Annotated in this window: 23 protein-coding genes, 2 tRNA genes and 5 pseudogenes; 16 read left to right on the top strand and 14 right to left on the bottom strand. The window is 44.3% G+C overall.

Annotated features, from left to right (window positions below; genetic code table 11):
* Nucleotides 1–178: 178 nt before the first annotated feature.
* The gene (locus tag GS398_RS14725; RefSeq protein ID WP_202406080.1) at nt 179–1,564 is read left to right on the top strand and encodes a glycosyl hydrolase family 18 protein; all 1,386 of its coding nucleotides are present in this window, start codon (nt 179–181) and stop codon (nt 1,562–1,564) included.
* 392 nt (nt 1,565–1,956) lie between these two features.
* Here GS398_RS14725 and GS398_RS14720 read toward each other — a convergent pair whose 3' ends face one another.
* Nucleotides 1,957–2,979 carry an LLM class flavin-dependent oxidoreductase gene (locus tag GS398_RS14720; RefSeq protein WP_160907542.1) on the bottom strand — a complete coding sequence of 341 codons (1,023 nt, stop codon included), beginning with the start codon at nt 2,977–2,979 and terminating at the stop codon, nt 1,957–1,959.
* Between the two features lie 82 nt (nt 2,980–3,061).
* Nucleotides 3,062–3,151: transfer RNA gene (locus GS398_RS14715), tRNA-Ser, on the bottom strand.
* A 246-nt stretch (nt 3,152–3,397) separates the two neighbouring features.
* Between GS398_RS14715 and GS398_RS22515 the strand changes: the two genes are divergently transcribed.
* The 5 genes and pseudogenes from GS398_RS22515 (at nt 3,398) to GS398_RS14695 (ending at nt 6,514) form a co-directional block, all read left to right on the top strand.
* On the top strand, nt 3,398–3,781 hold the full coding sequence (locus tag GS398_RS22515; protein ID WP_237488204.1) for a hypothetical protein: 384 nt from the start codon (nt 3,398–3,400) through the stop codon (nt 3,779–3,781).
* A pseudogene (locus tag GS398_RS22870) lies at nt 3,778–4,361 on the top strand (RtcB family protein). The gene GS398_RS22515 and the pseudogene GS398_RS22870 overlap by 4 nt, the downstream one beginning before the upstream one ends.
* A gap of 206 nt (nt 4,362–4,567) precedes the next feature.
* A pseudogene (locus GS398_RS22940) lies at nt 4,568–4,651 on the top strand (peptide chain release factor family protein); the annotation flags it as partial.
* A gap of 299 nt (nt 4,652–4,950) precedes the next feature.
* Nucleotides 4,951–5,023: transfer RNA gene (locus GS398_RS14700), tRNA-Lys, on the top strand.
* 249 nt (nt 5,024–5,272) lie between these two features.
* Nucleotides 5,273–6,514 (top strand): site-specific integrase, encoded by a 1,242-nt coding sequence (locus GS398_RS14695; RefSeq protein WP_160907540.1) that lies wholly within the window; start codon nt 5,273–5,275, stop codon nt 6,512–6,514.
* Between the two features lie 270 nt (nt 6,515–6,784).
* Here GS398_RS14695 and GS398_RS22865 read toward each other — a convergent pair whose 3' ends face one another.
* Nucleotides 6,785–6,958, bottom strand: coding sequence for a PIN domain-containing protein (locus GS398_RS22865; protein ID WP_202406078.1), 174 nt, complete (start codon nt 6,956–6,958; stop codon nt 6,785–6,787).
* Between the two features lie 109 nt (nt 6,959–7,067).
* On the opposite strand from GS398_RS22865, the pseudogene GS398_RS22695 reads away from it, so the two are divergent.
* A pseudogene (locus GS398_RS22695) lies at nt 7,068–7,208 on the top strand (recombinase family protein); the annotation flags it as partial.
* A gap of 79 nt (nt 7,209–7,287) precedes the next feature.
* Nucleotides 7,288–10,335, top strand: a complete 3,048-nt coding sequence (locus GS398_RS14680; protein WP_160907538.1) for an nSTAND1 domain-containing NTPase — start codon at nt 7,288–7,290, stop codon at nt 10,333–10,335.
* A 63-nt stretch (nt 10,336–10,398) separates the two neighbouring features.
* Here GS398_RS14680 and GS398_RS14675 read toward each other — a convergent pair.
* Nucleotides 10,399–10,599 (bottom strand): annotated as a pseudogene (locus GS398_RS14675) (transposase); the annotation flags it as partial.
* A 213-nt stretch (nt 10,600–10,812) separates the two neighbouring features.
* On the opposite strand from GS398_RS14675, the gene GS398_RS14670 reads away from it, so the two are divergent.
* The 4 genes and pseudogenes from GS398_RS14670 (at nt 10,813) to GS398_RS14655 (ending at nt 12,628) form a co-directional block, all read left to right on the top strand.
* Nucleotides 10,813–11,286: a transposase gene (locus GS398_RS14670; protein ID WP_255494213.1), complete on the top strand. Its 474-nt coding sequence runs from the start codon at nt 10,813–10,815 to the stop codon at nt 11,284–11,286.
* 220 nt (nt 11,287–11,506) lie between these two features.
* Nucleotides 11,507–11,781 (top strand): annotated as a pseudogene (locus GS398_RS14665) (tyrosine-type recombinase/integrase); the annotation flags it as partial.
* 65 nt (nt 11,782–11,846) lie between these two features.
* Nucleotides 11,847–12,176, top strand: coding sequence for a type II toxin-antitoxin system HigB family toxin (locus GS398_RS14660; RefSeq protein WP_160907536.1), 330 nt, complete (start codon nt 11,847–11,849; stop codon nt 12,174–12,176).
* Between the two features lie 8 nt (nt 12,177–12,184).
* Nucleotides 12,185–12,628, top strand: coding sequence for a helix-turn-helix domain-containing protein (locus GS398_RS14655; protein WP_160907535.1), 444 nt, complete (start codon nt 12,185–12,187; stop codon nt 12,626–12,628).
* Between the two features lie 395 nt (nt 12,629–13,023).
* Here GS398_RS14655 and GS398_RS14650 read toward each other — a convergent pair whose 3' ends face one another.
* Together GS398_RS14650 and GS398_RS22300 are read right to left on the bottom strand one after the other, a co-directional pair.
* The gene (locus tag GS398_RS14650) at nt 13,024–13,236 is read right to left on the bottom strand and encodes a DUF2281 domain-containing protein (protein ID WP_160907534.1); all 213 of its coding nucleotides are present in this window, start codon (nt 13,234–13,236) and stop codon (nt 13,024–13,026) included.
* 91 nt (nt 13,237–13,327) lie between these two features.
* The gene (locus tag GS398_RS22300; RefSeq protein WP_202406077.1) at nt 13,328–14,758 is read right to left on the bottom strand and encodes a HEPN domain-containing protein; all 1,431 of its coding nucleotides are present in this window, start codon (nt 14,756–14,758) and stop codon (nt 13,328–13,330) included.
* Nucleotides 14,759–14,878: 120 nt separating this feature from the next.
* On the opposite strand from GS398_RS22300, the gene GS398_RS14640 reads away from it, so the two are divergent.
* The 3 genes from GS398_RS14640 (at nt 14,879) to GS398_RS14630 (ending at nt 17,896) form a co-directional block, all read left to right on the top strand.
* The gene (locus GS398_RS14640) at nt 14,879–15,274 is read left to right on the top strand and encodes a helix-turn-helix transcriptional regulator (RefSeq protein ID WP_160907533.1); all 396 of its coding nucleotides are present in this window, start codon (nt 14,879–14,881) and stop codon (nt 15,272–15,274) included.
* Nucleotides 15,275–15,276: 2 nt separating this feature from the next.
* Nucleotides 15,277–15,570: a nucleotidyltransferase family protein gene (locus GS398_RS14635; protein WP_160907532.1), complete on the top strand. Its 294-nt coding sequence runs from the start codon at nt 15,277–15,279 to the stop codon at nt 15,568–15,570.
* A 172-nt stretch (nt 15,571–15,742) separates the two neighbouring features.
* On the top strand, nt 15,743–17,896 hold the full coding sequence (locus GS398_RS14630; RefSeq protein ID WP_160907531.1) for a KAP family P-loop NTPase fold protein: 2,154 nt from the start codon (nt 15,743–15,745) through the stop codon (nt 17,894–17,896).
* Between the two features lie 27 nt (nt 17,897–17,923).
* On the opposite strand, the gene GS398_RS14625 is transcribed toward GS398_RS14630, so the two are convergent.
* From GS398_RS14625 to GS398_RS14595, 7 genes are all read right to left on the bottom strand, one after another.
* Nucleotides 17,924–18,682 (bottom strand): nucleotidyl transferase AbiEii/AbiGii toxin family protein, encoded by a 759-nt coding sequence (locus tag GS398_RS14625; protein ID WP_160907530.1) that lies wholly within the window; start codon nt 18,680–18,682, stop codon nt 17,924–17,926.
* Nucleotides 18,679–18,969, bottom strand: coding sequence for a DUF6922 domain-containing protein (locus GS398_RS14620; protein ID WP_160907529.1), 291 nt, complete (start codon nt 18,967–18,969; stop codon nt 18,679–18,681). The genes GS398_RS14625 and GS398_RS14620 overlap by 4 nt, the downstream gene beginning before the upstream one ends.
* A 105-nt stretch (nt 18,970–19,074) precedes the next feature.
* Nucleotides 19,075–19,629 (bottom strand): hypothetical protein, encoded by a 555-nt coding sequence (locus tag GS398_RS14615; protein WP_160907528.1) that lies wholly within the window; start codon nt 19,627–19,629, stop codon nt 19,075–19,077.
* Entirely contained in the window at nt 19,626–20,576 is a 951-nt protein-coding gene (locus GS398_RS14610) for a relaxase/mobilization nuclease domain-containing protein (protein ID WP_160907527.1), read from the bottom strand. The genes GS398_RS14615 and GS398_RS14610 overlap by 4 nt, the downstream gene beginning before the upstream one ends.
* A complete protein-coding gene (locus tag GS398_RS14605) occupies nt 20,551–20,943 on the bottom strand; it encodes a MobC family plasmid mobilization relaxosome protein (protein WP_160907526.1) in 393 nt (130 codons plus the stop codon). The genes GS398_RS14610 and GS398_RS14605 overlap by 26 nt, the downstream gene beginning before the upstream one ends.
* Nucleotides 20,944–21,127: 184 nt before the next feature.
* On the bottom strand, nt 21,128–21,418 hold the full coding sequence (locus GS398_RS14600; protein WP_160907525.1) for a hypothetical protein: 291 nt from the start codon (nt 21,416–21,418) through the stop codon (nt 21,128–21,130).
* Nucleotides 21,405–21,671 carry a helix-turn-helix domain-containing protein gene (locus GS398_RS14595; protein WP_160907524.1) on the bottom strand — a complete coding sequence of 89 codons (267 nt, stop codon included), beginning with the start codon at nt 21,669–21,671 and terminating at the stop codon, nt 21,405–21,407. The genes GS398_RS14600 and GS398_RS14595 overlap by 14 nt, the downstream gene beginning before the upstream one ends.
* A 179-nt stretch (nt 21,672–21,850) precedes the next feature.
* Here GS398_RS14595 and GS398_RS22860 point away from each other — a divergent pair, with 179 nt between their 5' ends.
* The gene (locus GS398_RS22860; RefSeq protein ID WP_160907523.1) at nt 21,851–23,230 is read left to right on the top strand and encodes an SIR2 family protein; all 1,380 of its coding nucleotides are present in this window, start codon (nt 21,851–21,853) and stop codon (nt 23,228–23,230) included.
* Here the strand turns inward: GS398_RS22860 and GS398_RS14585 are convergent.
* Nucleotides 23,225–23,971 carry a hypothetical protein gene (locus GS398_RS14585; RefSeq protein WP_160907522.1) on the bottom strand — a complete coding sequence of 249 codons (747 nt, stop codon included), beginning with the start codon at nt 23,969–23,971 and terminating at the stop codon, nt 23,225–23,227. The genes GS398_RS22860 and GS398_RS14585 overlap by 6 nt on opposite strands.
* Nucleotides 23,972–23,984: the final 13 nt, after the last annotated feature.

Raw genomic sequence — 23,984 nt, 5'->3', positions numbered from 1 at the left:
CAGAAAATTCACATAATGATTTTGCATTGACAATCAATAGTTTATGTAAAGATCCGGTTGCGCTTTAAACGTCAAAAAATAACAGTAACTTACTAATTATCAATTAATTACAGTAATTTTTTCTTGGTTTTGTCATTCCTTCTCATTTATCTTTGCCGACTAACCAAATCAATTACTAATGAAAACTATTAAAACTCTGCTCGGCATGTGGCTGTTGATGACAGCTTTACTTTCATGCAAAAAAAACCAGTCCATTCCTGAAGAATCGGATAAAAATCATGCTTTAAATCCTAAGAATACGGCAAGCACCAGCGTGGTGCCCGGCTCGAATTTCAGGGTAGTTGGATATATGCCCTCATGGGCAGGCGCGGTAAATCAAATTCAATTTTCTAAACTTACTCATGTAAACTATGCATTTATACTACCAAATGCGAACGGTACTTTACAAGGAGTACCGGGACCATCGAAATTAACGAGCCTGGTCAGCGCTGGTCACGCAGCCGGTGTGAAAGTGCTGATCGCAGTTGGAGGCTGGAATGATGGAAATGATTCTGCGTTTGAAGCATTAGCGCAGAATGCATCAACCCGAAATACATTCGTAACCGCTCTCGTTAACCTGGTAAACCAATATGGCCTGGACGGCGTAGATATTGACTGGGAATACCCGGAGAATAGTACCGCCGGTAACTTCACCCTGCTGATGCAGCAACTTTCCACTGCGATGCATAATAATGGAAAACTATTATCGGCGGCAGTTGTAGCAAGCAACGGAACAAGTATTCAAACTGCGGTGTTTAACGTCGTAGACTACCTGAACCTAATGGCATATGATGGCGGGGGAGCGAATCACTCAACATATACTTTCGCTTCAAATTCAATCACTTACTGGCAAGGCAGAGGCTTGTCTAAAGCCAAAACCACTTTGGGTGTGCCTTTTTACGGCCGATCTTCAAGTTCTTATGTGGATTATAAAGACATACTGGCCCAGGGCGGCAATCCGAATTCTGATACCTTCGGAAATGTTGGTTATAACGGGATACCAACTATTAAAAGCAAGACCAACCTGGCGTATGACGAGGCCGGAGGAATAATGATCTGGGATCTCAATGCCGACGCTACGGGCGCTAATTCATTATTGACGGCAATTGACCAGGTGGTGGTCCAAAGAGTTAACGCACCTTCGATACCCTACGGTACGATTATTAGTCTTAAGGGGGTGAATGACAGGTATGTTACTACTAAAAACGGGGCGTCGGGAATGATCTGCACTGACTTGACTGTTGAGGATCCGGAAAGATTTACTGTAATAGATGCCGGAGGAGGTAAAGTAGCCTTAAGAAGCCAGGGCAAATACGTTTCATCAGAAAACGGAACCAAAGCGATCACCTGTACGCGAACAACGATCGGGGATTGGGAGAAGTTTGACTGGATCGTGAATGCCGATGGTCAAGTTGCGTTAAGAGGTAACAATGGAAAATTTGTTTCAAGTGAAAATGGCACAAAAGCCATGACCTGTACCAGGGATGCCGCCGACGCATGGGAATATTTTAGAATCAACCAATAATATTGAAGTAATAAAATAAAAACCCCGGTTGCTCAAGCGTCAACCGGGGTTTTTCAATAGCTTATTTGCAATGAAATTCTTTGCCTGTTGCCCCACCGTGACAAGCTCCGTTCGCCCATAAACTAAAATCCCACCGGGCCACTAAAGGACAAGCACACGGATCCCGGCGGTAACCTGCTTTATTTCTGATCGACGGTAAGCTCATCGGCCGACTATGCCTGATACCGGGTGGACGAGAAGACGCTGCTCCATATTGTTATCGAAAAGCTCCGGCAGAACCGATTTCGGAGTTGAAATCGCCTTATTAAGATCGTTACGAAAAAGGCGAAAAGTAAAAAAGTGTTAAGGATCAGGGCGCAAGCCGCTAAGTTAGCACAGCTGCATTACGTTTATCAGCGCCACTTCAACGCAGGTGCAACATGCGCTAAGATCGAGGACAAAACGTGTACATTATAATTAACTCCTAAAGTATTGGGTATGGTTAAAAGCAGGGTATCTGCTTCCTGGATAGCCTCGTCCTGCGCTAATTCTTTGATGAGCTGATCCGGCCCGGCAGCATAACTTTTCCCGAAGATCGCCCGTTTATCAGCCTCGATGTAACCTATCTTATCCGCCCCATTGGTTTGCTGCCCGAATAAATACCTGTCCTGATCGTTCACAATTGCAAAAATGGAACGGCTCACGGAAACCCTGGGTTCCCGCTTATGTCCCGCTTTTTTCCAGGCTTCTTTGTACAGCCTGATCTGTTCCGCCTGCTGTACATGAAACGGTTTCCCGCTTTCATCGTATTTTAACGTAGAGCTTTGCAGGTTCATTCCGTTCTCTGCCGCCCAAATAGCAGTCGCATTGGATGCGGCTCCCCACCAGATACGTTCCCGCAGTCCTTCCGAATATGGTTCCAGCCGTAATAACCCTGGTGGATTCGGAAACATCGGGTACGGGTTGGGCTGGGCAAATCCAGTCCCTTTTAATTTATCCAGAAATTCCAGGGCTTTCTGGCGCCCCATGTCCGCATCAGTTTCTCCCTCAGCAGTTTTATAACCGAAATAACGCCAGCCGTCGATCACTTGTTCCGGCGAACCTCTGCTGATCCCTAATTGTAAACGCCCTCCCGAGATCAGGTCGGCAGCACCAGCATCTTCCACCATATACAGGGGATTCTCGTAACGCATATCGATCACGCCGGTTCCAATCTCTATTTTGCTGGTTTTGGCGCCTATGGCCGAAAGCAAAGGAAATGGTGACGCTAATTGGCGGGCAAAATGATGTACCCGGAAATAAGCACCGTCCAAACCAATTTCCTCTGCGGCAACCGCCAGATCAATTGACTGAAGCAACGTATCGCCTGCCGTACGGGTTTGATAGGAAGGATGGTCAGACCAATGCCCAAATGATAAAAACCCTATTTTCTTCATCGACAGTTTAATATTTATTAAATGTACACGTTAAGGTTGAGCTATAAACAGAAAATGCCACCCTTCGGGCAGCATTTGTATTTGGCGGAGAGTTAGGGATTCGAACCCCAGGAACCTTTCACAGTTCAACAGTTTTCAAGACTGCCGCAATCGACCACTCTGCCAACTCTCCGGGGACAAAAGTACAAAAGCTGGCTTAATCTGCAACAAGGAATATTATTTTTTTGTTAAAGCATTATTACGGGACATAACTCAATAGAAAAGAGACATTTAACATAAAAATCAGGCAGGTCTCCGAGCGCGTATAGCCGGTCTCTTTTAATTTACTTTTGCGCCGTTCCTGACCTGTCGGCTATTAATATCCGGGAATCATACAGAATTTATCTCCATATCGCCCCTTTGTTTATAGGGAGCTCCATTGAGCTCAGGGGTTTCCTTTTTCCTGTGTCTTGGCGACGAAACCGATAGCTACCTGAAGCGAAACGAATACCAGGCAGAACTGGCGATCAGGAACTTCACGCACTTTGGGATGGATGGCGGCTTAGGCATCCACCAGGAGCACGAGGTCCCCGACAGCCCCATGTTCGGCGAACTGCCCGTCCTGAAAGGGTTGCACGGCAAAGCCGTCCGCCAACTGGGAACCTCCGGCAACGGGACCCATTTCGTGAATTTGGCGAGCTGGAACTGGTGGAAGGCAACTATTTCGGCCTTCCTGCCAAAAAGTACACGGCGTTGCTGTCGCACTCCGGCAGCCGCGGCCTCGGGGTCGCTATCGCAAAGCATTACACATAGATCGCGATGAACACCTGCAAGCTTCCGCGGCATGCACAACAACTCGCCTGGCTCGATATAAACAGTAGTGCCGGCCATGAATACTGTAGGGGAATGACCTTCGCGGGGGATTATGCCCGTGCCTGTCACCAGCGTATCCATGCCAACCTGCTGAAGGAACTGGGTCTGCAGGCGATCACCGTGATCGAAAACCACCATAACTTCGCCTGGAAAGAGTGCCTTGCGGATGGCCGCGAAGCGATCGTACATCGAAAGGCGCCACACCGGCGCATACAGGAGAGCCCGGGATCATTCCGGGAAGCATGACTACCGCCGCTTACCTAGTAACCGGGAAGGGCGTGGCAAACGCACTGCATTCTGCCTCGCACGGGGCGGGGCGCGCCATGAGCCGGCAACGGGCAAGGGAAAGCATAACCGTTTCTGCCATGAAAAAGATGCTCAGCCGAGCCGGCGTAACCCTGACCGGTGGAACCGTAGAGGAAAACCCGCAGGCGTATAAAGATATCGAAACAGTGATCCGTGCCCGGCACGAGCTAGTGAGGATAGAGGGTCGCTTTTTACCGGCAACTGTTAGGATACACAAGGATTAACGGTATGAAAAAGGTAATTGTACAGATCACTACAGGCACAGGGAATGTTGCTTAAGCAGGCGAAGGGCCCCGGCATTCCTCGCCGAATGGCAGGGAACAGTTCAACGGGTCGCCTAAAGCCCCTGCCGCAAGCTTTACAAGCGCAGGAACTGATTATTGATATTTCTGGCGTCGATGTGCACCAGCTCGTTAAATGCGATGTAAACGACGTAAAAACAGACACGATGAGAGTCTCGGGGCCCATCGGGCAGAACGTGAACAAAGTAGAGACTGCGGTACGAGGCGTGCACGTCCTTCGGGATCCGGCACGGCTCGAAGCAAAGGTACTCGCCTGGCAAACGGAGCGGCTGGTTGAACGGCAGCACGCCCATGGCCAGCGCATCGCTCGCTGAAGCCTGGTAAATGCAATAAAAGTGATCGACGCGCCATTGTAGCCCGGCGCCATCTATCCGGATCAATTTTTTCGCTGAGAGTTAATTACTTACAGGTAATTTTAAAAAATACGAAACCAAAGCTTGCGCAATGTTGGTTATAATCCTATATTTGCACCACTTTTAAGGGAAACGCCAACAAAAGAACTTAAAAAGATGATTCCGTAGCTCAGCCGGTAGAGCATAACACTTTTAATGTTGGGGTCCTGGGTTCGAGTCCCAGCGGGATCACAGAGATGACCTCCAAAAATTGCAAAAACCCTTCAAATGACATCATTTGAGGGGTTTTTTGTTTCAGGGGACCCCCAAATTATGCATCTGAAAACAACTAAAACGGGAGTAATTCGGGAGTCAACAGGCACCCGGAACACCTTACTCCCGAATTAGGTCGCAATTCGCTGATTCACAACCTGTTCGCACATCGAACATCTTGATCTTAAAGAACATTGAACCTATTTTTAACCACTTAATGTTAATGTTATGAAAAGAACATTCAAGGTGCTCTTCTTCGTGAGGAAGCCAAAAAATTACTCGGACGGCACCGTGCCGATCTACTTACGACTAACTGTTGACGGGGAACGTGTGGAATGGCACACCCAGCGCGAATGCGATCCCGAACGCTGGAACGCGCAGGCGGGCCGCATGATCGGAACGAAACAGGATGCAAAATCGGTAAATGCCTGGCTGGAGCAACTTCACGTGCAGGTGTTCGATACCCAACGGCACCTCGCCCACATGGGTAAGGAACCGACAGCGCTTGCCATCCGCAATAAGATTCAGGGCAAGGGTGACGAAAAGGTACACACATTGATCGAAGTCTTCGAGTATCATAATGAGCAGTTCGCCCAGCTGGTGGGTAAAGACTTCGCGCCGGGGACGCTAAAGAAGTTTAAAACTGCTCTTGCCGCCTTGCAGAATTTCATCACCTGGAAGTTCAGCGTGCGGGATGTAGCAATTACCCAGGTGAATCACCAGTTCATTACGGATTATGAATTTTACCTGAAAAGCATTCATGGCGTCCAGCACAACACGGCTATGGGCATGATCAAAAAGCTGAAAAAGATCATCCGACAATGCGTGGCGAATGACTGGCTGGCTAAAGATCCGTTCCTTTCATATAAAATAAAGACGCGTGAAACGCATCGCGCATTTCTGCTGGAAAAAGATCTCGAACTACTAGCGAATAAGCATTTCCCAACCGATAGGTTAAACTTGGTTAAAGATCTTTTCCTTTTCAGCTGCTTCACCGGGCTTTCCTACTCAGATGTTGCAGAATTGAGTTCCACAGACATAGCAATCGGCATCGACCGGGAAATGTGGATTCATACCCGGCGCACCAAAACGGATACGAACTCGCGAATTCCCTTGTTACCAACTGCGCTTTCCATTATTGAGAAATACAAGGATCATCCGAAGGTTCAGGCGGAAGGTCGTCTGTTTCCCTGCATCAGCAATCAGCGGATGAACTCCTACCTGAAGGAAATATCAGATTGTCTTGGTCTTCAAAAGGAGCTGACGTTCCATTGTGCCCGTCATACCTTTGCTACAACGGTAACGCTCACGAATGGCGTGCCTATCGAAACGGTGAGTAAAATGCTGGGACATCGGAGCTTGCGAACTACACAGCAATACGCGAAGATTTTGGATGTTAAGGTAAGTAACGATATGCAGGTGCTGAAAGATCGATTCGCGATTAAGGCAGGTACAAAGTCGGCCATATAGTTGCCCAGCGCGTTACAGACCTTACAAATTGCATGGGCCGAAGAAAGCGTATTCACTGGGTGCAAAGTTGGCGACAACACGAAAGAGCTGGTATGTAAGGGAGCCGTTGCCATTGATCACACCCAGCCATTTTCGCCGACTAAGCAGCAAAGAGCGCAAAGCCGGGCAATGTGTCAAGGCCGGGAACGAGGGACGAGTTCCCGCTTGTATAGCCTTGACACGTTGACCGGCGGCGGTAACTTTGCGGTTGGCGGTGAAATGGTAGCCGGGTTACCAAATTACCCTAACTATTTCGGGGTATAAGCTCACCTTTTCATCTGCGGATAATATATCGGCATTTTCTTCCATAGCTGTAGCGATCAGCAGTCTATCGAAGGGATCGCGATGTTGTTCGATAAGTGGAATATCCCCGTATCTGAAAATATGTTGGTTCTGTATACACAAAACCCTACAAGTTATGCCTGCGATGAGGCTAGTTTGCTGCAAGGGCCGGTGGAGCTAGAGGATTTCGTCTGGCTTATCCCATAATAATTCAAACTGAGATACTGCCACAGTTCAAGATCTGTTAACTTTCAATATATTTGCTTCACTAGCTGAAGTCGAGCGAGATTTGATTCGAAAGCGGACGAAAACCGATTTAAATACTGCTAGAGCAAAGGAATTCACTGTTGAGAAAAGGAATAATTTAATTTAGATAATAACTTGTCTCGATCATTATTGGCGTATAGCATAAACTAAATTTCCAATTTTGGAGATCTTTAAATCCTTTAAAAATGAATTCTCCTGATAATTCCTCAAAAAACGAGTCTTCCGAGGATGTTTTCTCAAAAGAGACACAAGATAGGATTAGCAAGGTAACAAAGAATTATCAAGACACACATAAAAACGTCAATGATTTAGTAGATCTAGCAGCCATTACCTTGCTAGATATATTTAAAAAACCTCTTAAAAACAGAGTAATTGCTCTAGCAACATTACTCTTAGTGTTCTTTAACCCCCTGTTAGTAAAAATCTACCTGAATGCTTTTCCCATTAACATTTGGTCTAAAATTGGGGATTTTTATGCTCCCGTTTTTTATAGTGTTTTGGTAGGAGCAATTATTATGGCTGTTGTTTTGCGCGCCATTGAAATTAATAAGGAGCACACGCAAAATAATCAACTCGATTTCTACCGATCAGTTTCAGCCATCAAAGGGTTGTACGCATTTAATTATACTGATAAAGAAATATTCCGGACGCTGCAGCGTAATCGAGAGATTCGTTTAGTAACCGATTGCATTTTTCAAGATAACTACAAGGCAGGTGTTTTATTCGGTGAATCAGGTTGCGGAAAATCATCCTTTCTACAAGCTGGTGTAAAGCCATCTTTGGAAGAAAAAGGAGCTTTGTGTCTAGTTGTCACTTTATCTAATGAGTCCCCTCTCGTGTCGGCAAGTAAAGCGCATCTTGCTCAGATCGGCACTCACTCTAAACTTGAAAATGTCGCAGATCTATACACTTTATTGTCGACTTGCACTCCGAACCAAAGCATTAAGCTAGTTGTAGTCTTTGACCAGTTTGAGCAGTTTTTTACTCAATTCAAGAAAAGCGAACAACGCCGAGAGTTCATTGATCAACTTGATCTTTGCTCTCGTGATATTCCAAATTTGAAGATTTTATTCTCAATTAGGTTAGATTTTATGGCACATTGTCACGAGCTACAGGAAGTAATGAAATTTGCTTTGACCGCTAATGAAAACTCGTTCCGATTGATGAAGTTTAAACCTAAACAGGCAACGGCTATCCTTAAAGTTATGGCAGAGGAAATAAAGTTGCCTTTCAATGATAATTTTGTCCAACGCTTAACCGAAATAGAACTTTCTTCTAAAGAAAATGGTCTTGTTTCAGCAGTAGATATTCAGATCGTAGCCTCTATAATTGCTAATTCTGCTTCTAGTCAGCTAATAGGTTTCAATGAAAAATCTATTCAAAGCCTGGGCGGGAGTAGCGGCCTTTTTGTACGTTATCTACAAGAGAAACTTCAAGAACCAAATATCTTTAATAAGGATGGGCTTTGCTTACGTATATTATTACTTCTGATCGACCAAAAAAATGATACGCGGGCGGGGCGATTGACTTGTGGGCAGATAAAAGAAAAACTCTCAACCTCAATTAGCGATGATCATGTGCATTATGCCTTAGAATGGTTGCAAAAGCTACGCCTAATAGTCCTGTACATCGATCCCGTACAAGACGAGCAATACGAGCTAGCTCACGAGCGGCTAGTAAACCCAATTCGTATCCTTAGCCAAATAGAATTAAACGATATAGAAAAAGCACGTCAACTGTGGGAGCAACGTACCAGCGAATGGCTAGCCAATAACCGTAAACTGAAATATACTCTATCTCTGAAGGAACTATTGTTAATTCAGCAATTAAAACCGCAGTTAGAAGCCAATGTATCTCGCGAAGATTTATTACGAGTTTCGAGGCGTAAGTTTATTAGACTAATCGCAGTCGCAACAAGCATTTTATTTATAATGCTAATTTTATTGGGCGTTACACAGACAAATTGGTGGATAATTAAAGTAAAACTTCAATCTGAATTAAAAAGTGAGTTAGCAATGCATAATAACTGGTATTTAGTCAGTGATACTACGTATATACCAGTGGAGAATATTTTAGTTGAAAATTTAGATAATATACTTAAATCAGCCCAGCAAGTATTATATAAAGATGATATATATATTCAAGCTGCTGAAGCCACTACTAAAATAAGTAACTCTTCTATAGCCGCCACTTGTTTGGACCGGATATTTAATGCTACTAAACGGCTAGAATATGATCCTTCTACCGGGCATATATATAGATCTTTAATTGAAGCAGCAATTAGGATTAATGATTCTACTAGAGCTAATACTTATCTGAGTTATGCTTTAACGACTGTGGAGAAACAAGAATATGAACCGTATAAAGTGCACATATATACGACCTTAGCTGAAGCGGCAAACATGCTTGGCGACTCAATAAAGGCTATTAATTGTATTGATCATACTGAAAAGTTATGCCAAAACATATTTGCCAATAATATCAAAGATAGCAGCTTCAAACAATATGCTTACAGTCTTTTAGCAAATGCAGCAACTGGGCTCGACAATCCTGCTAGAGCCAATGCTTACCTTGACTTAGCTATGCAGGCAACTCTGCGAGATGAATCCCCAAATAACAAATCGCAACTATTCCCTGCTTTAGCTGAAACCGCAATTAATCTCAATGATTCTGCCAGGGCTATAGCTTATCTAGATTCTGCCATTAGCAGAATTCGACCAACTGATGATGGTTTTGGAGAGTTAGGAATAGAGGATCTATACGTTGATGTAGCCAAAGCGATAGTCAAATTCAATGATGTAAAAATTGCTACTATTTACTTAGATAAATTGTGGACTGAAACTCAATATATACGAGACAAAAATTATAAAATTGGAGTGTATAGTGTTATGATTGAAGTAGCAACTAAGTTTAATGATCCTGCTAAGGCGAATGCTTACCTAAATCTCGCCATTGAAATAGCTCGAACGGTAAACTATGATAGCTTTAAAATGGAAGCTTGTTCTAAGCTAGCCCAAGCAGTTGCAAATATGAAAGATATAGGGAAAGAGAATCAGCATTTCTCTGTGTTGGCAACCGAACAAGATCTGGCACTAATTCCTGTAATAATTAACTTACATGTGAAAGCCGAACAATTTCAACGAGCATATGCTTTATCTAAAAGCTTAAGCAATGCCAAAGATAGGCATAAGGCACAATTAGTTATTTTAAAGGCGTATTTAGCTTTAAAATAAGCCTATTGAAGTAGGCGTTTAATTGATAATCATTTTATAGGTATAGGGTTTGTTTTTGATCATTCAACGGATAAGATTTTCGAAAATGCCCTCCTTCATCGAGTGCCTGTTGAATCGCCAGGTGTACTCGTTGATGTAAGCCTGAAGAAGACTTACCGAATGATGGGTTCCCCGCAGCCAGGCCTTGAACATCATTATGCAGCGATGCAGCAACCTGAAGTTCTTTCCCTTCTTCTCCGATTTTTCCTGTTCCAAACGGCGGAAAGCGGCGATCACTTCTTCTTTTGATAGTTCTTCCAGTGCCGTCTGCATGCTTTCAAGATACGAAAAAGCATCGGTACGGGCAAGTGAAAAACGTCTTTTATCGCTTCAAACGGCCACTTTTTCCACGACGAACCGTTTGCTCCTGCGGCTCTTCTCCACCAGGATACCTTCCACCATCAGCACCAGTTCGGGCCAGTCCATCATACCCCGTTACTGCGCTACCAAAAACTATTCTATCATGGATACAAACTGCATGCGCTGGTCGGTATGAACGGTATGATCGACCAGTATGATCTGAGCGCGGCAAATGTCCACGACCTGCATTATCTGCAAGATGTCCGCCATCAGAAGGCGAACTGTCACATTATTGGAGACAAAGCCTACGATGCCATACCCACACAGCTCTCGCTTTTTGAGCAGCATACTATCCGACTGCTTGCTCCCGCAAGAGCGTATAAAAACCGCTATCAGAACTTCCCCAAATCCGCTGTCCGCATCAGAAAACGAATTGAAACCACCTTCTCTCAGCTCTGTGATCAGTTCAACATCAAACGAAATTACGCCAAATCATTCCTGGGGCTCGCCGCTCGCAGCGTTCGCAAAATCGCCGCTTTCTCTTTGCTGCAGTACATCAATGTCATCATCAACCATCGGCCACAAAATCAAATCAAACATGCCCGCGCTTAATTTCGCACAACGGGTACGTTATCAGTATTGATGTATTATGTCACTTCTAAATAATTAGCTGTCGATCATCTGAACCAATCGAACTGAAACTTGGCGATTCTGCGTGTCAAAGTAAGTGCTCGTTCCGTTTCGCAGTTTAATTGTTGCATTATGTCTCAGCTATATTTTTAAATAAAATTTCCAAACGTTCCGGGACGACCCTGTGAACGCCAATCTCCTTTTTCCGTCGATCAGCAACCAGCGCATGAACTCCTACCTGAAAGAAATTGCCGATTGCCTGGGCATATCGAAGGAACTCACTTTTCATTGCGCCCGGCATACGTTCGCAACCACCGTTACGCTAAGCAATGGCGTCCCTATCGAAACGGTGGGCAAAATGCTCGGCCATAACAGTCTACGCAGCTATACGCGAAAATCCTGGATACGAAGGTGAGCAACGACATGCAACTGCTTAAAGAGAAATACGCGACCAAGCATATTGTTAAAGCAAGTTAGCCATCCGCGCAAATCGAGGCAATTGTTCACTTTTTGAGAACTTTAGTTATATTTGAAATGTATTTATGAAAATACACCTGATTAAAAGGGCGACGCTGGAAGCCTTTATATGGGAACATGGAAGAAGCAGGACGTCATTGGAAGACTGGCTGGAGAAAATAAAGCAGGCTGATTGGCAAACACCTAATGATATTAGGCAGACGTTCAATGCTGCGGATTTGTTAGGTAACAGTAAACGTGTGGTTTTTAATATTGCAGGGAACAATTACCGGATGATCTGCAAATACGTGTTCGGCGCAAAGCAGATCCATTTGTTTGTTTGCTGGATGGGTACCCATACCGAATACGATAAATTGTGTGATGCTGGCAACCAGTACACCGTAAACGTATATTAAATTGAAATATGAGCGCACTAAAATACACAGTGATTAAATCGATCGCGCAGTACAATGCCTATTGCAAGGTGTTGGAACAGCTGCTCGAAACCGGATCCGACGATCCGTCTACTATCGATGAAGTTGATCTCGTCACGCTCCTGATCGAAAAATACGACGAGGCGAACAACACTTTTCGCGAGGTTGACCCCGTTGCATTGCTTCGCTCCTTCATGACCGATCACGATCTTAAAGCAAAGGACCTGGTCGAATTGCTTGGGGTAAGCAAAGGCTATGTATCCGATATCCTGAACTATAAAAAGGGTTTATCGAAAGATGTGATCCGGAAACTGGCCGAACGTTTTAAAGTTGCCCAGGAAGCGTTTAACCGACCTTACAAGTTGCACGTGCCGGAGAATTTGCATCTGAGGAACACCAGCGTGATGAACACTACGAAAGAACTGGTCTCTTGAAATTTGCCAAATGAAGACGTCAATTAATAACGAACACCAGTATAATTTGGCATTGGCTCGTCTGTACGAGCTTATGCAGACGGATATTTTAGAGGGCAGCTTGGAATCCAATGAAGCAGAAGCATTAAGTATCCTGATAAAGGAATACGAGAATGAGCGCCATCCAGTACCGCCACCAGTAAGTTGATCACACCCGGCCATTTTCTCCGCCTAAGCAGCAAAGAGCGCAAAGTCGGGCAATGTGTCAAGGCCGGGAACGAGGGACGAGTTCCCGCTTGTATAGCCTTGACACGTTGACCGGCGGCGGTAACTTTGCGGTTGGCGGTGAAATGGCAGTCGGGTTACCAAATCGCCTTAATAAGGCAAAGTATCCAGCAGGTAACGGTTAACTGCCATTACATGTGATCTTTCAGATCATCTAAAGGTTCGTTGAAATCGTCCGGTATTGATACTTTACCTTTTAAAGCACCGGGAATTCTTTTGCCTTCGCTTTGGTGTTTTTCGGCGGTTAAAAATGTAATGATAACTTCCGTCCTCGTATGTACAGGTGCATCTTCCTCCATAATGATTTGCCCCTTCTCATAGTATCCCTTAATAGCAATTGGCATGGCAATTCTTTTAAACAAAAATACCTGATCGGAGCAATATATGAGTGCAACGCTTGGTGCATTTTGAGCATGATAATTTCCATGTAATAATCTATTCAGCAATATCAAAGCAGCTCATTCGAGCGTTAAATACAATCTGAGCAGTCTCGATCAGATTTTCCACGCGCGATAGGAAAGTTAGCATATCTTCGTCGCTTAAGGTATAATTCTCGGCATACCGGGCGTCGAGGTAAGCATCTTCCAGCACCTTTAACAAATGTTCCTCAATCTCGGTATCAGCCGGAAAGATGCTGTTTAATTGTGGTGCCAGTCGTCTATTTAGCTTTTTAAGGGATCTGATGGAATGAGTTCTCCGCTCCATACCATACAGCGCGATCGCCACCGTTCTAAATGTGAGTTCGGCGGCTTGCTGTAGCATAAACATCGCCATTGCCGATTCTTTGGCTTCCTGATAAAATTTTGCCCCTGTATAAAACGTGACAGCTTTTGCGATCCCGGTACTAAATGCCTCTTTCGCTTTGATTACGATATCAGCAAGACGCTCGATAGGTAGCTTCGGCAATTTACTCTCACCGTTCTCATAGATCAGGTTTTCTTTAGTGCATACCAATGAATAATAAATGTGTCCGTTTTGAAGCGCCAGAATAAGCGATGCGGATTTATGCAGCGAGAAGGAAACCCACTCGTCGCTGATTGTAACGAACTCAACGAGCGGCTCCAACTGTTCAAACGGTGTATTGTTAGTATCGGGAAGAACGATCAGCAGATCGGTATAGTTGTTCTCGTCTCCGTTTGCCGGATGCGCTACCCGGAAGATCATTTCCGGCTGCATGGCAGCGATGATTAGATCGACAATAGGATTCAACCCGGTAGCCGCTTGAACCCTGTTGAAAGGATTTACGCGGGTGACCGGGATATTCTGCGTTCGGCAATGCGTGAGGTGAACGGCCTCAAGCAAGCCTTCCAGGAGTTCGTATTGCTCAACTTCGGCACATTCGCAGGTCGCCTCGCAAATACTCATGCGGCTTAAACCATATTCTACCCAATTTTCGAGTATGGCTTTCCATTCATCGATAGAGCCGTAGCCGAAGAATCGTTTAATTGCAATAATCGGGCGTTCAGTTTCAGCAAGGCTTAGCCTACGGATGGTACCTTGATACCGGTCTCTGACATCGTAGAGGTTGCGCATGTAATCGCGGTCGGCTTCGGTTTTTTCATCGGAGAAAGGCTGGAAGTCGATCACCGGGATTTCGTTGTCTTCTGCCTCCGCCACGTCTAGGATTTGCCTGCATGCGGTGATCAGTTTCCTAATCATCTTTTCGAAGTGGATGGCGGTTGACGGATCGCCTCTGAACGACCAGGGTTCGCAGGAGGTAACCGCCTTGAAAAGTTGCCACAATTCCGTTCGGATATATTCAATGTCTGATGCTTCGTAAACTTCCCCGATCCATTGTTGAGCCTCCAGCAGCCGTTCGTTGTTGGAGCTGATGCCTCCATTGACTATTGCTTCGATCTTTTCCATATCTTCATCCTTGTTTGAAAGCAAATGACGGACAGCGGTTTACCGTACCGAACCGCTTCGACCGGTAACTAACTTTCACGTTCCGGTTTTCTACTGGAATTAAATTTTTTATCTTTGAGTATGGAAACAGCTACCAAAACCATGAGCAATCACATCGGACGGAAGATCAGTCGCGTACGCGAACTTCGCGGCATGAAACAGGAAGCCCTTGCCCTGGAAATCGGGGTGAGCCAGCAGACGATTTCGGAGATCGAGCGGAGTGAAACGGTAAAGGAAGAGGTGCTGGAAAAGATTGCCAAGGTATTAGGCGTGGCACCTCAAGGCATTAAAAACTTCAGCGAGGAAGCTGTGATCAGCAATATCAATTCTTTTTACGACCATAGTCAGTTCAATTTCCAGTGCACGTTTAATCCGCTGGATAAGCTGATGGAAGCACTTGATGAAAACAAAAAGCTCTATGAGCGTTTACTGGACAGTGAGCGGGAAAAAGTTGATATTTTAAAGAATAAACAGTAGGCATGTATACTCGGGAGCGGATCATCGACATCTTACAGCAGCATAAAGCTGCCTTAATTAGGAAGTATCCGATTTCCGAACTGGGTTTATTTGGCTCATTTGCCCGTGGCGACTACCGCGAGGATAGCGATATCGACATTCTAGTCGACTTCAACGACCGTATCGACGGATTTGATTACATCCGCTTGGCGCATGAATTCGAAGATATCTTTCAGCATAAGATCGATATGGTTTCCCGCCGGGGGATTAAAGCCGGATATTTACCTTACGTAGAACGGACGCTGATCCATGTCTGAGTGCGCTGCCGGTCGCTTTATTCTTTATATCCGTCATAATATTCTGAGCTACCGCTGGCATATCATACATTATTTCCTATAGATTTACGGGAAACCGCATTTTTAACTAATTCAGCTGCTGTAATTTGCGCAAAAATTTGAATGCAGTGTAATTTCTAATTGCGAATATCTAATGACAAACCAAAACCCTTCCCCAGAAAACTATATAGCAGATCGACCAATTAAAGACGCAAAAGAAGACAGGTTCCAGCGCTATAATTTTTCTAAACGAATTGCCGAAACCATAATAAACCGGAAAAGCAAGGAAAGCCTAGTGTTCGGCTTATTTGGTGCCTGGGGAGAAGGGAAATCCTCCGTATTAAACTTCATTGATGAGGAACTTAGTAAAGAAGAGGATATCGTCAGAATTAATTTAAATCCTTGGCGATATAGCGATGAAGACAGCTTGCTAATTAACTTCTTTAAAAAAATATCCGAAGCTCTTGACAAAAAACTAAACACGAAGATGGAACAGTTGGGAGGGTTTGTGAAGAAATATGGGTCTTCTGGACGCATGTTTGGCTTTGACATCTCAGGAATTGGAAATTCAATATCGGATGTTAAGATTGAAGAGCTTAAAAAACGAGTGGATGACTTCTTAGAAGAAAGTACTAGCAAGATAGTCATCTTTGTTGATGATATAGATCGGTTAGACAAGCAAGAAATTTACACGCTTTTCCGTCTGGTGAAATTAACAGCTGATTTTTCAAATACTACCTATATTTTATCTTTCGATGAGGCAATGGTAGCAGCAGCAATAGGGGAAAGATTTGGTGCTGGCGATAAAAGTTCAGGCGTTAGCTTTTTAGAAAAAATCATTCAGGTTCCGCTGACTATTCCGAAAGCCCAACCAGAGGCGTTGAAAAAGTTCTGTTTCGATATGGTCAACAATGCCATTGATGCAGCAACTATACAGCTGACGGAAAAAGAAGTACAAAGGTTCGTTTTTCAATTTAGTACAAACATCTTACCTCGCTTAAACACGCCTCGTCTAGCCGTAAGATACGGAAACGCCATATCATTTTCACTCCCCTTGCTAAAAGGTGAAGCCAATATGATCGATTTGATGCTTGTTGAAGCTGTTAAGATATTTTACCCTGAACATTATCAGTTTGTTAAAGCAAATGCTGAATATTTTGTGGGGTCTTACGAGCATTTTGGAATTGGCAATGATCAGCAAAAGATAAATAACCTAAAGGCTAATTTCGAAGAACTTGGTAAAAATTTAAGTAAAAATAACCAAGCCAACATTATTGATTTATTAAGCAACCTCTTTCCAAATCTAGATACTGTTTATGGGAACTTTCATTTTTCTGACGACAACAAAAATGATTGGTACGTTGCTAAGCGAATCGTATCTCCTCAATACTTCGATAGATACTTTTCTTATGCTGTGATCGAAGGTGATATATCTGATATAGAGTTTGATAACTTATTAAAAAACCTAAGCACCAACACATCCCAACAAGTTGCAGATCAGATACGTGAGATAATAAGCCGAAGTGATACAGGTACCCTACTGCAAAAACTAAGATCGCACGAAACCGATTTGGAATGGGGCGCCAGCAAGAATATAGCCCAAGCACTTTGCTTGATCACTGATTTATTCTCTAACACGGGTGGCATGCTTGGATACGGATTCGATACTCAGGCTGGGCAGGCGGCAATCTTTATCTATCAACTATTAAATAAACACAAGACTGAGAATACTTTCGAATTAGCGAAAGAATTAATGACAAATGCAAAAGATTTTGCATTTGCTTACAATCTGAATAATTGGTTAAGGACGGGGGATCGTCCGGAGGAGAAGTTGTTCAATTTACCTCAGTATCAGGAATTAGCAAAAATTTTAACAGATAGAGCAAAAGAGGAGGCTGGAGATGAAAGTATATTTGAAAGATTTCCTGACCAAATTCATTATTTGGCTTCTACATGGAGAGAGCGAGATAATGAATCCTTTCAACGTTACGTTAAGGAATACTTAAATAAAAATAATAAGGCTGTCTTAAATTTGCTTAAATCATTCGTTCCGGTCCAACGAACTAGCTTCCGTGAAGGAGAGCATAAAACGGACATTAGTAAACAACAATATGATTATATAATGTCTTATTTTGATAAAAATGATATATACAGCCGTTTGCTACTAAATTTTTCGATCGAAGAAATCAAGGCAGAAGATCCATATTGGATCGATATGACCGACCAAAATTTCACCTTATTAAATATGGTCAGGCAATTTTATAAGTGGTATCAAAAAGAAACCACGGAATTATCCTCACAGAAATGAACTTGATATGTGATCTTGGTATATGGCTTAGAAACCCTGCGCAGCCGGAAAAGCTCTCCCTATCCCGTCAAAATATCTCCTAACCTTTCTTCGCCAGCTACTTCTCGCTTGCATCCAATTTTTCTGGTCAGGTAACACGTCAACTCTCGGATTTGAATGCCCCGGACGGGCATGCTTTCCCTTAATAGGTTCTTCGAACTTTAAAAGAAGATCGGGTTCGGCAATCGGGCTTCTTTCGTCATCCAAGCCAAAAATGCTCCGGTGAACGGGATCAGAACAACGATCCTCTTTTTCTTTCAGTAGTTCGATAACCTTGTCGAGCGCAATTCGATCCGTCAGGTAATCAAGATCGTAAATATCTTTCTCATTCGCCCTATTGCAAGCAGTCACGATCTTAAGTACAGAAATGTCATTCTCGGTCATTAACCTTATCCCATCTACTAAATCAGGCTTTTCATAGAATTTCATATTTTGGAGGATCTCGACTTTGATTAGCTCGTCACCTTTCCGAACGTAAAATCGCTGAAAGATATATTGATCATCTACATCACAGGGGTAATCAAAATTTAGTACGTTATCACCAAAAAATTCGATTGCCTCTTCCTTTATTCGTTCATATCCAGGTTTGCCAATAATATCGGGAAAGAACAAATCAATATCCACCGATACGCGGTGCTGATAACGGATTGCGAAATTGGTGCCGCCGCCCAGGCAACTCGCGCTGAGCGATGGCAGAGCCTGAAGTTCGTGTATGGTTTGTAATAGATGCTCAGCGATAGCCTTCATCTGGCGTAGCGCGTAAATTTCTTTACATGATAACGGCGGGCAACCAGCAAGCATACCTTATCGCTTATTCGCTCCTTTGTTGCTTTCAATTCCCTGGCGATAACTGCTTTAGCGTAGAAAGCTTCCAGACGGGAAATATCGTTACTAAACGTTTCCGCTGTGGTAGCCATCAATGCACGGGGAATTATCAAATCACGATCAGCTTCAACGTTGAGGGCAGACATATCTACGTCCCAAAACAGGTGCTTTGGGAAAACCTTATCGATATGTACGTTGCGGCTTGACATTACGCAAATTTATGCTTTTTAATGGTCATCAACAATATTACGTCGAATGGACGATAATTAAGGTCAATAATTGTGCCTGTACTAAACAAGCGAAAGACTACCTCTTTATTTAAGTTCCCTTTCCGCTGCCGTAGACTTTCCCTCATTATCCGCTTCTTGTTTGGCCTCCAACCGATCAACATTCTTAGTCGCCATCTCCGGATTCCGATGATATTCCTTATTCGCCCACCTCGCCGCCACCGGATAATACTGCCGGATCATCCGAAACTTCACCGAATTATCGGTCATTTTCCGATTATCAATCCATGACGTGACCATCAGCCCAACAGATAGTACCGTAAGCAAGATCATCCCGATCATCCCTACAATATACCCCTTCGATCCGTCCTGGAAATAATGCCGGTGCTGGTACTGTATCCGGTCGGGAATTTTATCTACCAGTGTTTTGAAATCCTTTACCTGCTTATCGATCCGATCTACCGGGTACGAATGCTGAACCCGTTTCAGTTCTGTTTCGATGGCCTCAAGCAGGCGCGTATAATTGGGAAGCCGGATTTCAGGCAGTTCAACCTTACGGTTTTCGAGTTCCTTTACTTTGTTTACCGTGTGCTGGACAACTTCTTCGAGTTCTTCCAGGCGATTGTCGTTTGATGTGTTCATCGTGTTATTCCTCTTGATTGTTCATGTGTCTTTTTCTTCTTCTTTTTCAGGAAGTCGGGAATGGGAGAATTGTCCACCGGTGCCGGTGCCAGCATCCCGGATAGTAGATCAACAGCACCGTTTGTGTTTCTACCGCCGGAATGCTGAAGCCAACGGGTTTCCGTTTCTTCGTGCTCTTCTGTGTGGTGGTGTACGTCGCGGTGAATGTGCTGCTCCTGTTGGCCGTTTTGTTCGATCTGCTGGTTCAACTTCGAATAGCTCATGCCCCGGTCGACCTCGGAACCTTTAAACTGGTTGCCGTCCTTGCTGAAAGAAACACCCTGAATTTCATTCGTCCCGCTTTTGTATTTGTACTGGATGCCGATATCCTTTTCTTTCAGCCAGCCTTCAAGTTCCTGCCAGCTGGTCGCTTTCCCTGCCGCCTGCTTTATTGCAGCATATAATTCATACTTTACTTTGTCGGCCCCGGTAAGCCGTTCCTGTTTTACCTCCGTTTTCCCGGTCGCCAGGTAATAACTGTGCTTCTTGGTAAGCTGATTGCATACTTCAGCGTTCCGTTTGCGCTGGTACTGGTCGGATATGGTTTTGGCATCGTTGTTCACCCGGTTGTACACGATATGAAGGTGCGGATGCTCCCGGTCGGTGTGCCGAATCACTAGAAACTGCGTGCCGGTGATCTTCATTTTTTGCAGGTATTCTTTAGCTCGTTCGGTCATCGCTTGGGGTGTGAGCTTGTCGCGGTCGTGCTTGCTCCAGCTTAAAACGATGTGGCCGACTGCCTTTCCCAAATCAGAATTCATTTTGCGCTGCATATTAAAATCGTGAATGATGTCCTGAACGCTGCCCGTGCGTATTCCCTCGGCATGAAGGATAGTTGCCTGTTCCCTTTCCAGGTTGTAGCGGATACAGCCGCCGAAACTTTTACCGGTCATTACTTTTCCGATCATCGCTGTTAAGGTATTTAAGGGTGGTATCTATCTCTGCCAGAATCTCGCGGCAGCGCTTCTGCACGGTAAGCAAACTTTCCTGGTGCGCCAGTTTGGTGATCTGGTTCAGGTTGTTGGCCATACCTGCCAGCATACGTAAAATGCTGAGATCGTCGGGTGTGAGTCTGGATACTACCGTGGCTCGTTTCGCCGCCTGCCGGAACCATTCGCTGGGGCGCATCCCGGCTTCTTTGGCTTTGCCTTCGATCAGGATGCGTTCGATATCGGTTAACCTTACGCGCATATCGTTGCTTCGCCGGATCCGTTTAGGTGGTCGTCCTCCTTTGTTTCGCTTATCGGCTTCCGGTTTCAAATCGTTTATTTCCATTGTCAGATCGTTTAAGGTGGCTCCGCCTTGCGACCATCGGGAGCAAGGGGGCAAGTTGGTTCCGGCTACCGCCGGAAGGGTTTTTGTGGAACAAAAACACAAACTTGCTCCCTGCTAATCCGATAGTGGGGCGCGTTTACCAATGGCCTGTAGAAAGGTTCAATAAGGCTTTTCGGCTTTACATTTAATTGCCTGTTAGAAGCTCGGCATTGCTGGCTTTCGTGGGATGATAAGATGGCTGGTAACGGACATATCCAAAACTGATCAACTCTTTAAGCCGCTTGTGATAAGTAGCGATGGAGCCGATCTTGCTGATCGCCATCAAATCCAGGCGACTGATCCGAAACGGCGTTAAGCACCCGCTTTCCTGCCATAAAACGAGCAATCCCATGTAAAGGCTAATGTGGGTGACCGTTAGTCTGCCGTCGTAAGCGATCCGGCTTACGAGTCGGGCAAGGGAATTAGCCTGCGTCATCGCCTTCAAGCATTTTGTAAATGTCGGCTGCTTTGTAAAACATGATGCCGCCAATCTTGGTGAATCGCAATGTCCCGTTGATTCGCAGGTTTTGCAAGGTGCCAGGCGAAATGTTTAAGAGCTTGCGGACTTCCGCGCTTTTAAGCCATTGCTTGGCTTGTTGGGTTGGCTGGTTAAGCACTTGCATTAACTCATGAATGAGTTCAGTCTTGAATTGCTGAAGGTCTTCCAGTGTGATCAGTTCTACGTTCATAGTGTCTTCTGTTTGATAAATGATATCGCAAAGGTGAGCACGTGGGGGCTATTTTATATGACCAATGGGGGTGTTTGGTCATGCGAAGCACTGGGAGCTTAGAGCATTACAAAATTATTGGTGCGTAATGACATTCACATCTAACCTTATTCCGTAATTTTAGAATCTAAGCCACTCAAGTGTCGAAAAAAAAATCAGTTTTCCTTTTTGGCGCGGGAGCTACCCTTGAATGGGGTTCGCCCTCCACGGCCGAACTAACCGAAATCGTACTTAAATCCGGTTTTAGCACTACGGACGGCAAACTAACGCTTACCCAATTTATTTACGACAAATTATTAGCAAACGGCTTTACTGCGGGTAGTGTGAACTTCGAAACCATTATAAATGTTGTCGAAGAACTTATAGTATACTATGGGAAGTTCAATTATGCAGAACATTTCGATAAGAATCTCCTACCTTCCCTACTTTACTGCTTCTTCACGCCTACATTTGAAAAAGAGTTACTAAATTTCACAGTAAAGGGTGGGGAAATAAAACACGGTTATCAAATCCAGACACCTGCGGGGATTAATTATCAACACAGCCATTATGCGTATCACAGTGAGCCGCCATCTCAATTTTTCTTTCAGCATCTACTTAACGAATTACTAACTTCCATAAGCGCACGCATCAGTTCTTATGCCTACCACGCGGCCGGGCATTCTGTGATCGATCATGAAAGTAAGATAAGCGGATTATTTGTTAAATGGATGCAGCAATTGCAGCCATCAACTATCCTCCGATTGTACACATTGAATTACGAGCGAATATTTAAAGTGCTTTTAGCACGGTCTGATATTAAAGTGTTTGAGGGTTTTGACTGTGATGAATGTGTTGGCTATACGGATCTTCTTCGCGCTAATATTAAGCGCATTCATTCCGATTCAGACGCTAATGTTCACTATAACCTGCATGGATCTGCCTTCTGGAAGGTTTTAGATTTAGATAAAGAGCAGCTACCAAATGCGGAAATTGTTCTTACTGCTGGTATGAATCTGCCTATTGATAACAGCCCCGCCACCTTTCAAGTGGAAAAGGGTAAAACCTTAATGGTAACAAATATTGTTACGGGCTATCAAAAAGCGCAAAAGGCGATGATTAGCCCTTTTAAGCAAATGCAGGCCGCCTTTGATCGGGACTGCTGCTTTGCAGACCATATCTTTATAATCGGGTACTCATTGGCCGACGAACACATTAACGAAAGTGTTAAAACTGCTATCAGGCATAATCCGGAGGTGAAGATTTTTCTGATTGACCCATTTTTTATAAAGAACAATAGAGAATTGGAGATTGCACTAAAATTTAATCCTTTTCGGCAGACCGGAAATTTATCTCCAACAAATGTCAGCGATCATGTTTATGCGTTCATGAATGGTAGCTTTTTAGTTTATGCCCTAACGTTTGAGGAATTTCTGATTTTACAAACAGATTCCAAAAGTCAATTAGCTGAACGACTTTCGATAATGAAATTTCCCGCTAGCAACACAATACGCACAAACTGGCTGAAGCCAGGTCTATGAGGGGTTGATATTGAATAACTTATCCTCATCCTTAACTTCTGACCCCTTTATTAAAGGTACATTTCTTTGAGCTGGGAAATAATTCCTCGCCGTATTAACGGGAATCTCGTTCCCGCCATGATCGAAGTATTTTGCTAACATTTTATACCAGCCGCTTTGTGTCTGATACCTAAACAGCTTTTTACTATTGGGCAATAGCAAATCCTGCAACTGTCTGAAAAGATGAATTACCGCCGCCAATTTCCCGTCAGCAATGCTAATTTTCTCCGAAGCTTCATACAGTCGTAACTTAGCCAGCTCGGCCTCGAGTTTGTTTATCCTTTCATTTAATATCTGAATTTCTTGGTCCTTATCCCCAATTATGGCCTCTACCGGAAAATGTACCTTCCAATGATCCATCGTCACTAAATAATCTTTAAAGGCGGTCAGCTTTTCACCATTCGCCACATGTAGGGCATGGCTGCCTGAAAACGGATCTCGACTATCATAATGCCTAATCCTATTATTCACGATCTTCCACACATGCGCAAAGAACTCACGCTCCATTCCGGGGTTAGCCTCCAAGAACGGCTTCAGATGACACTCATAAAATTCGGCGAATTGCTCGCTGGGCAGGCCATATAGCTTTAAGCAAAACTGGTTATCCTCATATCCTGTCTTTACGCCTAACAGGTTGCCAATTTGGAAAGGATGCGGGTGAAAATCGAAGGGGCGCCGATGCTGAAAATAAGCAGTAGTCATAGGGCGATCAATT

Source organism: Hufsiella ginkgonis, assembly GCF_009834915.1.
Lineage (GTDB): Bacteria > Bacteroidota > Bacteroidia > Sphingobacteriales > Sphingobacteriaceae > Hufsiella > Hufsiella ginkgonis.
This window is presented reverse-complemented; position numbering and strand designations above follow the sequence as displayed.

Bases quoted from the DNA above. Each gene is read 5' to 3' on its own strand.
- GS398_RS14725 (WP_202406080.1), top strand. From the start codon at position 179: ATGAAAACTATTAAAACTCTGCTCGGCATGTGGCTGTTGATGACAGCT.
- GS398_RS14720 (WP_160907542.1), bottom strand. From the start codon at position 2,979: ATGAAGAAAATAGGGTTTTTATCATTTGGGCATTGGTCTGACCATCCT.
- GS398_RS14695 (WP_160907540.1), top strand. From the start codon at position 5,273: ATGAAAAGAACATTCAAGGTGCTCTTCTTCGTGAGGAAGCCAAAAAAT.
- GS398_RS14680 (WP_160907538.1), top strand. From the start codon at position 7,288: ATGAATTCTCCTGATAATTCCTCAAAAAACGAGTCTTCCGAGGATGTT.
- GS398_RS14660 (WP_160907536.1), top strand. From the start codon at position 11,847: ATGAAAATACACCTGATTAAAAGGGCGACGCTGGAAGCCTTTATATGG.
- GS398_RS14655 (WP_160907535.1), top strand. From the start codon at position 12,185: ATGAGCGCACTAAAATACACAGTGATTAAATCGATCGCGCAGTACAAT.
- GS398_RS14650 (WP_160907534.1), bottom strand. From the start codon at position 13,236: ATGCCAATTGCTATTAAGGGATACTATGAGAAGGGGCAAATCATTATG.
- GS398_RS22300 (WP_202406077.1), bottom strand. From the start codon at position 14,758: ATGGAAAAGATCGAAGCAATAGTCAATGGAGGCATCAGCTCCAACAAC.
- GS398_RS14640 (WP_160907533.1), top strand. From the start codon at position 14,879: ATGGAAACAGCTACCAAAACCATGAGCAATCACATCGGACGGAAGATC.
- GS398_RS14635 (WP_160907532.1), top strand. From the start codon at position 15,277: ATGTATACTCGGGAGCGGATCATCGACATCTTACAGCAGCATAAAGCT.
- GS398_RS14630 (WP_160907531.1), top strand. From the start codon at position 15,743: ATGACAAACCAAAACCCTTCCCCAGAAAACTATATAGCAGATCGACCA.
- GS398_RS14625 (WP_160907530.1), bottom strand. From the start codon at position 18,682: ATGAAGGCTATCGCTGAGCATCTATTACAAACCATACACGAACTTCAG.
- GS398_RS14620 (WP_160907529.1), bottom strand. From the start codon at position 18,969: ATGTCAAGCCGCAACGTACATATCGATAAGGTTTTCCCAAAGCACCTG.
- GS398_RS14615 (WP_160907528.1), bottom strand. From the start codon at position 19,629: ATGAACACATCAAACGACAATCGCCTGGAAGAACTCGAAGAAGTTGTC.
- GS398_RS14610 (WP_160907527.1), bottom strand. From the start codon at position 20,576: ATGATCGGAAAAGTAATGACCGGTAAAAGTTTCGGCGGCTGTATCCGC.
- GS398_RS14605 (WP_160907526.1), bottom strand. From the start codon at position 20,943: ATGGAAATAAACGATTTGAAACCGGAAGCCGATAAGCGAAACAAAGGA.
- GS398_RS14600 (WP_160907525.1), bottom strand. From the start codon at position 21,418: ATGACGCAGGCTAATTCCCTTGCCCGACTCGTAAGCCGGATCGCTTAC.
- GS398_RS14595 (WP_160907524.1), bottom strand. From the start codon at position 21,671: ATGAACGTAGAACTGATCACACTGGAAGACCTTCAGCAATTCAAGACT.
- GS398_RS14585 (WP_160907522.1), bottom strand. From the start codon at position 23,971: ATGACTACTGCTTATTTTCAGCATCGGCGCCCCTTCGATTTTCACCCG.